This is a genomic window from Pedobacter sp. (genome assembly GCF_045628745.1).
GTDB lineage: Bacteria > Bacteroidota > Bacteroidia > Sphingobacteriales > Sphingobacteriaceae > Pedobacter.
On the sequence record NZ_JAZQPU010000347.1, the window covers coordinates 1 to 10,557 of the forward strand.

Here is a 10,557-nt window from a genome sequence, read left to right on the forward strand (position 1 = left end):
CTCACCTATGTTACCGTAGACTGGAATAAGAACCTGGAACAGCTAAAATTTAACCGCCTTAACCCTGTGTCTATCCGGGGGGATAAAAGCTCTGGCGTTTTTTTATCTATGAGAGTCCTCTTTAGGTAGTAATATTTGGTAAATTGCCAACATGAAGAAAGTGCTTGTTTCTCTAGCCCTATGGCTTTTTGCGGTAACTGCCCATGCTGATGTTGCAGTGAAGGAAAACTTCATGATGTGCTCTACAACACCTTTTATACTACAGCAGGATTCTGTTCTTAAAAAAAGTAATACAAAAAATAACGATACACTAACCGCAACCTATAAAGAAATTTTTGATGATCCTGCTATCAAAAGCTATTTCAGCATGTCACTGGGATCATCTGTACGTTCTGGTGAAGTGTCGAATAAAGTGAGTGACGAAAATTCTATGCAGCTCTTAGAAATTGGCATCAAACCGGGTGTTTTGTTCTCTACCTTACTGCGCTGTAACGAAAATCAAATTGAACTTCCTAAGGAGTTGAAAAACAAGGTGATTTCTTATTGCTTTAAGCAAGATAAGCTGCTGAACAGGGCGCATGGTGAAAAGATATTGTTGAACAAGGTTTTAGAAAACCTGCAGCTGAAAATGGTGCAGACTGATGCTTTACAGGATGTAATTGTGATTACGCTCACAGATTCTCTTAAATTGAGCCAGGCTAAAGTTCCTGCTAAGGAAGACCTTAATACTACGCAGATTCAAACCAATGGCACCACGGCGCTGAGTGTTCAAAATGGCACCGTTAATACTTTAGTGACGCAATTGCAGTCTATCGTTACTATAAAAGTAGAAATGGAAAAAGTGAATCAGCTGAACGGCCACTATCATTTCATTATCAACAATGACTCTTTTGAAGCGCTACAGCAATCGCTGTTAAAGTATGGCTTAACGGCTACTAAAGTACAACGAAACCTACAAAAATATATATTTACCAAATAAATTGCTCAAACTGGTAATTTAAGCCAGTCATCTTCTAACCTTCATCTTCAATGTCAACAACCAAAGAATCTATATTAGCCGCTTACAGAATTAAAATTGATGCCCAGCAAAATGAAATAGCGCGGTTAACGAAAGGGCTCAACCAAATTTCCCTATCAAGGTTAGGGGTGTTTGTTGCAGAAATAATTTTCGTTGCCCTGATCATCAGCTGGGGTTGGCACTGGATTTATGGCATCCTCATGGTTTTGCCCCTGTTATATTTTATGGTGCTGGTTAAAAAACAAGGGAGGGTACAGGCGGCACTAGAATATGCCAGACAGCTGTTATGGGTTTATCAAAATGAAGAAAATCATTTGCTGGACCGTAAAAATGGCTATAGCGACGGCGAGAAATATGAGGATGAATTACATCCCTTTTCTGCCGATTTAGATGTTTTTGGTCACCTTTCTTTATATGCTTATGTTAACCGTTGCCATACGGAAAAGGGGATGGATTTGCTTGCTGCTCATTTCAACGCAGCACAAAGCAGGGAAATTATTCTTGCCCGTCAGCAAGCTATACAGGAACTGAGCGGCCATATGGATGATTCTTTTCATTTCAGGGCAAAGCTCCAAAACCACCAGCCTGCACAGTTGAGGGCTATTGAACAAAAGTTAGCACATGAACTTCCTTTGCAGCTTAAATTCTCGGAATCCAAATTACTGCGTTTGTATGTAAAGTTGGTTCCCTTTTTGATGTTTGGCGTTTTAATTATCGCCAGTTTTGTAGGTGGAGCACTCTGGAATTTATTTGGTTTGCTGGCCCTTTTTAATGCTGCGGTAGTTTTCTTTAACCTCAAGCATATCAATCTGGTTTATTATGGCTTTAGCGGTAGCGCCGACCTGTTGAAAGCTTATTCTGGGGTAATTGAGTGGACAGAGAAAATAACCTGGAAATCGCCTTATATTAAGGCTTTATTTTCAACACAAGCAGCTGCGGCTCCGGTGAGCCGTGAAATTAAGGAACTCGCTTCCATCATCAGGGATTTTGATGCGCGCCTGAATATGATTGTTGCCTTGTTTTTAAACCTCTTCTTTCTGTGGGATATTAAATGTTCCATCCGACTGGATCGTTGGTTTAAGGGTTCATCAGAACATATTTTAAAAGGACTCGACCGCATCAGTCATTTTGAGGAGCTGATTTCCTTTGCTACTTTAACCTACAATGAACCGGATTGGAACTTCCCGGAAATTAAAACTACTTACGGTTTGGAAACCCTTCAAATTGGCCACCCTTTGATTGATGTGAACAAAAGAATCTCTAATGATTATTACTTATCCGACAAACCGACGGTAGATATTGTAACGGGCTCTAACATGGCTGGTAAAAGTACTTTTTTAAGAACTGTAGGGGTAAACATGGTGCTGGCCTTTGCCGGTGCCCCAGTTTGTGCAAAAGAATTGAGCTTGTCGATCTTTAAGGTGCTTTCCTATATGCGTATTAAAGATTCGCTCAATGACCAGACCTCCACTTTTAAGGCCGAACTTAACCGCCTTAAGATGATTCTGGAGGAGTCTAAACTTTCGGCCAATACTTTTGTGCTGATCGATGAGATGCTGCGTGGTACCAATAGTAAGGATAAATTCTCTGGGTCGAAGGCCTTTATTGAGCGCATGATTGAGCAACATACCACCGCTTTATTTGCTACGCATGACCTGGCACTGTCTGAAATGGAAGTGCAGTATCCACAACAGGTGCGCAATTACCATTTTGATATACAGATTACAGAAAAGGAAATGCACTTTGATTACCTGCTGAAGCATGGTGCTTGTAAGACTTTTAATGCTGCTATTTTATTGAAACAGATAGGGCTGAATACTTAAAGGCATAAAAAAAGGCTTCCGTATTTCTACAGAAGCCTTTTTTATGATTAACGTTGCTGCTTATTGAGCAACTTGTTGGCGGATAATGTTCAACGCACCACCAGCTTTAAACCAGTCGATTTGTTGTGCATTATAGCTATGGTTAACTTTAATCTCATCTACTGTTCCGTCATTGTGGTTTAATACCACTGTTAAAGGAACGTCTGGTGTAAATGTTGTTAAGCCAACGATATCAATGATATCATCTTCACGGATCAAGTCATAATCTTCCTTGTTACAGAAAGTTAAACCTAACATACCTTGTTTTTTCAAGTTAGTTTCGTGGATACGGGCAAAAGATTTAACCAATACAGCACGAACACCTAAGTGACGAGGCTCCATTGCAGCATGCTCGCGACTAGATCCTTCACCGTAGTTTTCATCACCTACTACAATCGAACCAATACCTGCAGCTTTATATGCACGTTGTGTTGCTGGTACCGGACCATACTCGCCTGTTAAGGCATTCTTAACTGTATCAGTTTTGTCGTTGAAGTAGTTAACGGCACCGATTAACATGTTGTTAGAAATGTTATCTAAGTGACCACGGAATTTCAACCATGGGCCAGCCATAGAGATATGATCCGTAGTACATTTACCTTTTGCTTTAATCAACAGGCGTAAACCTTTAAGGTCTGTACCTTCCCATGGCTTAAAAGGATCCAATAATTGCAGACGGTGAGATGTTGGAGATACTAAGATCTGTACAGTACTACCATCTTCAGCAGGAGCCTGGTAACCAGCATCAGCAACATCAAATCCTCTTGGAGGCAATTCATCGCCTGTAGGTGGATCTAATTTTACTTGCTCACCATTTTTATTAGTTAAGGTGTCTGTTAACGGGTTAAAGCTTAAATCGCCAGCAATGGCTAAAGCGGTAACCAATTCCGGAGAACCTACAAAAGCAAAAGTATTAGGGTTACCATCAGCACGTTTTGCAAAGTTCCTGTTAAAGGAGTGTACAATGGTATTTCTTTCTTGTTTTTCAGCACCTACTCTGTCCCACATACCAATACATGGTCCACAAGCATTAGTAAATACTGTAGCACCGATGTTTTTGAATACGTCTAAGAAACCATCACGCTCAATAGTGTAGCGGATTTGCTCAGAACCAGGGTTAATACAATATTTAGAACCTGTAACGAGGTCCTTTTCAGAAACTTGTTTAGCTACACTTACTGCACGGGCAATATCTTCGTATGATGAATTGGTACATGAACCGATCAAACCAACGTCAATTTTCATTGGCCATCCGTTTTCTAAAGCTACTTCTTTCATTTTAGAAATAGGCGTAGCCAAATCTGGTGTAAACGGACCGTTTAAGTAAGGTTCTAATGTAGATAAGTCAATTTCAATTAACTGATCGAAATATTGCTCAGGGTTAGCATAAACCTCTGCATCACCTGTTAAGTGTTCTTTAACCTGGTTTGCTGCATCAGCAATATCAGCTCTGTCGGTAGCACGTAAATAACGTTCCATGCTTTCGTCATAACCAAATGTAGAAGTGGTAGCACCAACTTCTGCACCCATGTTACAGATTGTACCTTTACCAGTACAGCTTAAGTTCTCAGCACCGTCGCCAAAATATTCAACAATAGCACCAGTACCACCTTTTACAGTTAAAATACCGGCAACTTTTAAAATAATATCTTTAGGAGAAGCCCAACCGTTTAACTTACCGGTTAACTTCACACCAATTAATTTAGGAAATTTAAGCTCCCAAGGTAAACCTGCCATCACATCGCAGGCATCAGCACCACCAACACCAATGGCAACCATACCTAAACCACCCGCATTAACGGTATGGGAGTCAGTACCAATCATCATTCCGCCTGGAAATGCATAGTTTTCTAAAACTACCTGGTGAATAATACCGGCACCTGGTTTCCAGAAGCCAATACCATATTTATTAGATACAGAAGCAAGAAAATCAAAAACCTCTTTACTTTCTGTGTTTGCTGCAGGTAAATCTAGTTCTGCACCAAGTTTTGCTGTAATCAAGTGATCGCAATGTACCGTAGAAGGTACTGCAGCTTGTGGACGGCCAGCTTGCATAAATTGCAACAACGCCATTTGAGCGGTTGCATCTTGCATAGCTACTCTATCGGGAGCAAAGTCAACATAATCCGCACCTCTAACGTAGGCGGTGTTTGCTTTTTCATCCCAAAGGTGAGTATATAAAATTTTTTCTGAAAGTGTTAGGGGTCTGCCTACTAATTTACGGGCCGCCTCAACACGGGGTCCGAAGTTTGCATACACCTTTTTGATCATATCTATATCAAAAGCCATTGATAATCTGTATTTAAAAGGTAATATATTAATTATTTATAAGCGAATTTACGAAAAAAAACACCGGACAGCCATCATAGGCATATCATTATATTATTTATATATGTTCTAAATAGCGTGTCCCTTTTTCGAACCTGTAGGCTTAGTACATCAACCATCAAGTTTCAATAAAGTTTTATGTTTAACCATTTGTAAATAAACAGCTTGCGTATTTATTCTGTTGCTGAATGAGCTTTTTTCTATGCAGGGGCACTTATAATGTTGCAAAGCGATAGCCCTGTTCTTGTAAATATTGCAATACACGGGGCAATGCATATTGTAACCTGTCGAATGCTTTTAAGCTGTCATGAAACACGATGATAGAGCCATTTTCTGTGTGCTTGATTACGTTTTTGTAACAGTTCTCTGGAGAAAGTTCCAGGTCAAAGTCACCACTTAATATATCCCACATAATTATTTGTATCTTCGGGAAGAGTCTTTTTACCTCCTTGATCTGCGATTTTTTAATGCGGCCGTAGGGTGGGCGAAAGAGGTGGCTTTGGGTTAGTTCCTGGCATTTGGCAATGTTTTGTACATAAGTTTGATCTGCTGTTTTCCATCCTTTTAAGTGATTAAAAGTATGGTTTCCAATTTGATGCCCTGCAGCTTTAACACGTTCAAAAACAGCAGGGTGTTTAAAGATATTGTCTCCGATACAGAAGAATGTTGCCTTTGCATTAAAGACCTTTAAAGTTTTTAGAACAAAATCTGTAACATCAGGTATAGGACCGTCGTCAAAGGTTAAATAGATGACTTTGTCTTTGCGGGTTTTATGCCATACTAAGGAGGGATAATACCATTTTAATAACAAGGGTGATTTAATCAGGTACATAGCCAAAGATATAAAAGTTGTTTAAGTAATATTGTGAAATCAAATTTATGAATAAGATAACCCCTCGAAGTTTGTTGTTGCTACCCCTATCCCGCATTTTATTAATGAGCGTCATTGCACTGGGTTGTAACCTCAGTGCCCAAGCCCAGGAGGTAATTACCCTTCCGCAAGCTATAGAGCGCATGTTGGGTAATAACTTAAACATTAAACAAGGAGCTTTAAATGTGGCTACGTCAAATGTAAACTTACAGCAATCTAAAGCTGCACTTTACCCTAGTCTGAATGCATCTACTGATGGTAGGTTGGGTTTTGGACGGAGTAGAATTGAAAACTCTTTTGAAGTGGTGAATAATAAAACCTTCTCTTCAAGCGGAAATGTGGGAACTTCCGTTGACTTATTCGGTGGTTTTGCCAAGGTTAACCAGATCAAACAAAATAAACTTTTGTTGCAAGCAGACAATAGCAATTTAGACAAGATCAAAAACGACCTTGTCCTTGATGTGGTCATTGCTTATATGGATGTGGTGTATAATGAAGATTTATTAAGGGTATCAGAACAACAATTATTGGTTTCTGAGCAGACTTTGAAAAGGGAAAATGCCTTAATGGATGTAGGTAATAAAACCATGGCTGATATTTCACAGGCCAAAGCACAGGTGGCTACATCAGAATTGAATGTAACCAATGCACAGAATGCATTGACTATTTCTTACCTGACCTTATCCCAGCTGATGGAGATGGGCACCGACACCCATACTTTTAAAGTAGTAGCGCCTACAGTGAAGGAAATAGAACTGGCACGTACCACTTATAACGTAAATGAGGTTTATAATGATGCTTTGAAAACCTTCCCAGATATTAAACTGGCTGCGTTAAATAGTGAGGCTGCCGAAAAAGGTATTGATATAGCCAAAGGATCTTTATATCCTACACTATCCCTAAATGCGGGTATTGGATCAAATTATGTGTATGTATTTGATTCCCCTGCGCCACTACCGGGGTTTTCTGACCAGGTGAATGATAATTTTAACCAATATATAGGATTGTCACTGCGAATTCCGATTTTTAACGGACTGACAGCAAAGTCTAATGTTAAACGTGCAAGAATAAATTACGAAGGTTACAAAATTCAGGAGCAGCTGACCAAAAACAATTTAAATAAAGTAATTGCACAGGCGGTGGCAGATTTAAAAGCAGCAGAAAGCCGTTATGTTTCTACACAAAACACTTTCAATGCGCAAAGAGATGCTTTTATTGTGATTGAACAGCGTTATAATGTAGGTCTGGTGAATTCATTAGATTATAACACCGCCATCACCAATCGTAACGAAGCCGAAGTTGATTTTATCCAGGCCAAATATGACCTGCTTTTCAGGTCTAAAGTGATAGATTACTACCTGGGCAAACAAATTACATTTTAATATTCCGCTTAAATAAACAATAAATAATAAGATCAGATGAAACTTAAACACATTATTATATCTGTAGGTACACTCCTTTTGATAGTGGTCATATTGGTGCTTACCGGCTTGATTGGCGGTGAAAAACCTGTAAAAATAACAACAGAAAAAGCCACGGTTAGAGAGGTTATTGAAACCATTACTGCCAGTGGTAAAATACAACCAGCAACAGAGGTGAAGTTAAGTTCTGAGGTCTCTGGTGAGGTTGTTGAATTGTTGGTGAAAGAGGGTGATGTGGTTAAAAAAGGACAGTTGCTTTGTAAAGTAAGACCAGATGTTTTGCTTTCTGGTTATGAAAAAGCTGTAGCTTCTAATAATACCCAAAAGGCAGTTCTTCAAGCTTCTGAGCAACAGCTGAAACAAGCCCTGGCTACTTTCAAAAATATAGAAAGCACTTACAAAAGAAATGAAGAGCTATATAAGAAAAAAGTAATCTCAGCAGCAGAATTTGATGCTGCTAAAGCGGAGTATTTCTCTGCGCAGGCTGATATTGCCCGATTAAGAGCAAATGTTACCGCTTCAAGGTTTAGCCTTGAACAAAGTAGTGCAAATGTAAGGGAAGCTGCCGCTAACTTAGCCAAGACAACCATATCTGCACCTGTGGACGGCGTAATTTCTAAATTATCCATCGAACTTGGTGACCGTATTTTAGGTACTATGCAAATGGCTGGTACAGAGATTATGCGTATCTCTAACCTAAGCACCATGGAAGTGAACGTTGATGTGAATGAAAATGACATCAACCGTGTAAATGTAGGTGACAGCGCCGTGATTGAAGTAGATGCTTTTGCAGATAAAAAGTTCAAAGGTGTAGTTACTGAAATTGCAAGTTCTTCTAAAGATGTAGGTACTGCGTCGGCTTCTTCGGTTGACCAGGTAACCAACTTCCTTGTTAAAGTGAGGATCAGTGCTGATTCTTACAGTAACATTAAAGGTGGTGCTAAAGATTTGCCTTCACCGTTTAGACCGGGACTTTCGGCAAGTGTAGATATTGAAAGTGAATCTTTTAAAGGTAATTCTATTCCGATCCAATCTGTATTTACCGGCGACAATGCTAAATCGGAAGATGCAAAGAAAGAGCCGACAGCTAACGATGCTGATCAGGAAAAACAAAAAACTAAGTTAACGGATAAAACTGTTAAACAATATGTATATACCTATAACAATGGTACAATTAAAAAAGTAGAGGTCACTACCGGCATTCAGGACGACCAGTATATCATTATCAAAACTGGCCTAAAAGCGGGTACAGAAGTAGTAACAGGCCCTTATGCAGCGATTCAAAACCGTTTAAAGGATGGAATGAAGGTAGAGAAAACCACTAAAGATCAGCTCTTTGCCGATCCTGCGAAAAAGTAAGCTAGTCATCTTTAATAAAATCAGTAAATTGTCCCGGTTTAAATCATTAAACCGGGATTTTTATTAAAAGTTATGACGCCAAAAATTGCAATGATAGGAGGGGGTAGTTGGGCTACTGCCATTATTAAAATGTTAGCTGATAACCTTACAGAAAAAACACTGTATTGGTGGATGCGCAATACAGCTGCCATTGAGCACATTCAGGCTTACCGACACAATCCTAATTACCTCAGCTCTGTGGAAATCAGATTGCCGGCCGGAAATATTTCCGACGATATCAAAATGATCATTCAAAAGGCCGATTATATTATATTAAACATTCCTGCGGCCTTTTTAAAGGAAACGCTTAAAGATGTTACCGCAGAAGATTTACGCGGCAAAAAGATTGTTTCTGCGATTAAGGGCATCGTGCCTGATGAAAACCAGATTATTGGTGAGTTTATGCAGGAAAAATACAATGTGGCAATAGAAGATATTTTAGTCATCAGCGGCCCCTGTCATGCAGAGGAAGTAGCGCTGGAGAAACTTTCTTACCTCACCATCGCTTCTGTGGATGTGGAAAGTGCAAGCACTTTTGCTGGTTTGTTAAATACACGTTATATAAAAACCAATGTTTCTGATGATATTTTTGGAACAGAATACAGTGCCGTACTGAAGAATATTTATGCTGTAGCCAGTGGTATTTGCCATGGTCTTGGTTATGGCGATAATTTCCAGGCGGTTTTAATTTCTAATGCCATCAGGGAGATCAACCGCTTTGTGAATGCCGTGCATCCCATTTCAAGGGATATCATGGAGCCTGCTTACCTGGGTGACCTGCTGGTAACGGCATACTCCCAATTTAGCAGGAACCGTACTTTTGGTAACATGATTGGTAAGGGTTATACTGTAAAGTCTGCACAGTTAGAGATGGATATGATTGCTGAAGGCTATTACGCTGCAAGTTGTATGCATGTGATCAACAAAAAATATAAGGTAGATATGCCCATCAGCAGGGCTGTTTATGCTATTCTCTATGATAAAAACTCACCTCAGATTGAAATGCGACTACTCACAGAGCAATTGAATTAGTGTTGCTTGTGCCATGAGCTGTGGCTCATACTGTGGTCTTGTATTGTAGAGGAGAATGCTGGCAAACAAATCGTTAGGTGAAATTGTTATATTAAAAAACATATTCATGATGAAAACTAAAATTTTTAGAACTGCATTAGCGTTTGGTTTGTTAACAGCCATCACATTTACAGTTAACGCACAGGAAAAGAAGGAAACAGTTGGTGAAAAAATAGATAAAACTGCAACGAAGGTTGGAAATAAAACTGCTGAAGTAGCGGTTAAAGGAACTACAAAGATTGTAGATAAAACGTGGAAAGGGAAGGTTGCCCCAGATGGATCTAATGTTTATATCAATAACAAGAATCAAAAATATTATGTCAATAAACGTGGTGCAAAGGTTTATTTGAAAACCAGTCAGATTAAAGACAAACCAGTAAACTAAGCTGCGTTTAATAAAATTATAAAGGTTATATCTTCGACATGCTATGGTCGATGCCTAACGTAAAAAAGTCTTATAAACAAAAAGCCCCGGAAATTCCGGGGCTTTTTTATATTAAGGTTGGGTGTTAATTAAGACCTGCGTCTTCTATCGCCACCACCACTATTTCCACCTTCACGTCTTCCAGCGCCACTAGTGCCTCTGTC

Annotated in this window: 8 protein-coding genes; 6 read left to right on the forward strand and 2 right to left on the reverse strand. The window is 39.4% G+C overall.

All coding sequences use genetic code 11. The features are described 5' to 3' along the window. Nucleotides 1-151 precede the first annotated feature (151 nt). Together ACR2F7_RS12655 and ACR2F7_RS12660 are read left to right on the forward strand one after the other, a co-directional pair. Nucleotides 152-979 carry a hypothetical protein gene (locus ACR2F7_RS12655; protein ID WP_432713921.1) on the forward strand — a complete coding sequence of 276 codons (828 nt, stop codon included), beginning with the start codon at nt 152-154 and terminating at the stop codon, nt 977-979. Between the two features lie 50 nt (nt 980-1,029). Continuing rightward, entirely contained in the window at nt 1,030-2,841 is a 1,812-nt protein-coding gene (locus ACR2F7_RS12660) for a MutS-related protein (RefSeq protein WP_432713922.1), read from the forward strand. A gap of 60 nt (nt 2,842-2,901) precedes the next feature. Here ACR2F7_RS12660 and ACR2F7_RS12665 read toward each other — a convergent pair whose 3' ends face one another. Next, nucleotides 2,902-5,169: an aconitate hydratase gene (locus ACR2F7_RS12665; protein WP_432713923.1), complete on the reverse strand. Its 2,268-nt coding sequence runs from the start codon at nt 5,167-5,169 to the stop codon at nt 2,902-2,904. Nucleotides 5,170-5,422: 253 nt separating this feature from the next. Then, nucleotides 5,423-6,040, reverse strand: a complete 618-nt coding sequence (locus ACR2F7_RS12670; protein ID WP_432713924.1) for a polysaccharide deacetylase family protein — start codon at nt 6,038-6,040, stop codon at nt 5,423-5,425. A 47-nt stretch (nt 6,041-6,087) separates the two neighbouring features. Here ACR2F7_RS12670 and ACR2F7_RS12675 point away from each other — a divergent pair, with 47 nt between their 5' ends. The 4 genes from ACR2F7_RS12675 (at nt 6,088) to ACR2F7_RS12690 (ending at nt 10,354) form a co-directional block, all read left to right on the forward strand. Next, a complete protein-coding gene (locus ACR2F7_RS12675; protein WP_432713925.1) occupies nt 6,088-7,461 on the forward strand; it encodes a TolC family protein in 1,374 nt (457 codons plus the stop codon). Between the two features lie 36 nt (nt 7,462-7,497). After that, nucleotides 7,498-8,859 (forward strand): efflux RND transporter periplasmic adaptor subunit, encoded by a 1,362-nt coding sequence (locus ACR2F7_RS12680; RefSeq protein ID WP_432713926.1) that lies wholly within the window; start codon nt 7,498-7,500, stop codon nt 8,857-8,859. Between the two features lie 72 nt (nt 8,860-8,931). Continuing rightward, a complete protein-coding gene (locus ACR2F7_RS12685; protein WP_432713927.1) occupies nt 8,932-9,930 on the forward strand; it encodes an NAD(P)H-dependent glycerol-3-phosphate dehydrogenase in 999 nt (332 codons plus the stop codon). A gap of 106 nt (nt 9,931-10,036) precedes the next feature. Then, the gene (locus ACR2F7_RS12690) at nt 10,037-10,354 is read left to right on the forward strand and encodes a hypothetical protein (protein ID WP_432713928.1); all 318 of its coding nucleotides are present in this window, start codon (nt 10,037-10,039) and stop codon (nt 10,352-10,354) included. Nucleotides 10,355-10,557: the final 203 nt, after the last annotated feature.